Source organism: Duganella qianjiadongensis, assembly GCF_009857915.1.
Taxonomy (GTDB): Bacteria; Pseudomonadota; Gammaproteobacteria; order Burkholderiales; family Burkholderiaceae_D; genus Rugamonas; species Rugamonas qianjiadongensis.
The window spans coordinates 1-572 of the sequence record NZ_WWCM01000071.1 but is presented as its reverse complement, the minus strand read 5'-3'; the positions used below and the strand labels follow the sequence as shown (position 1 = coordinate 572).

General features: G+C 55.2%; 1 protein-coding gene. It reads right to left on the bottom strand.

The window, feature by feature from the left end:
- Nucleotides 1–6: 6 nt before the first annotated feature.
- Nucleotides 7–572: transposase (locus GTP27_RS23310; protein WP_161041464.1), on the bottom strand; the 566-nt coding region annotated here is incomplete at its 5' end.

Below are 572 nucleotides of genomic sequence, written 5' to 3'. Positions count from 1 at the left end.
GGTTCTTCACGGATTACCGGGAAACGCAGCTTTGATTTTCAAGAAGAAGAATGCGCTGTCTCTGTAGCCGTAGGCAATCCGTTTCATGACCTTAATGCGATTGTTTATCCCTTCGAGCTGCCCCGTATGCATGGGCCAGCGCACTCTCGCAACGATTCCTCGCCAATAATTAGCCAACTTATTGGCGAATTTCGTCAGCGGTTCGATCTCGCTGGTGCGCGCCATGCTCAGCCACGAGCGCCACGCTTTGCGCCATTGCCAAGCAGATTCGGCTTGCCATAGCTCTTTTAGGCTTGCTTTCATCACATAGACCGTCATCAGGGCTTGATTGGCGGCCAGCAATTCATCCAGTTTCGGTTGCTGCTCCTCAGGCACATTTTCCCGGTTGCGCAGTAGTAGCCAGCGCGCCCGTTTGACGACCCGGCGCATCGGCAAGTTCTGCTTGTGCCGATTTGCCTCGTCGACCCGCACACGGTCGATGACTTCCCGACCGTATTTGGCAATCACGTGAAACAGGTCATAGACCACCCGCGCATCAGGGCACTGCATCTGCACCTCAAGGTCGAACGCCG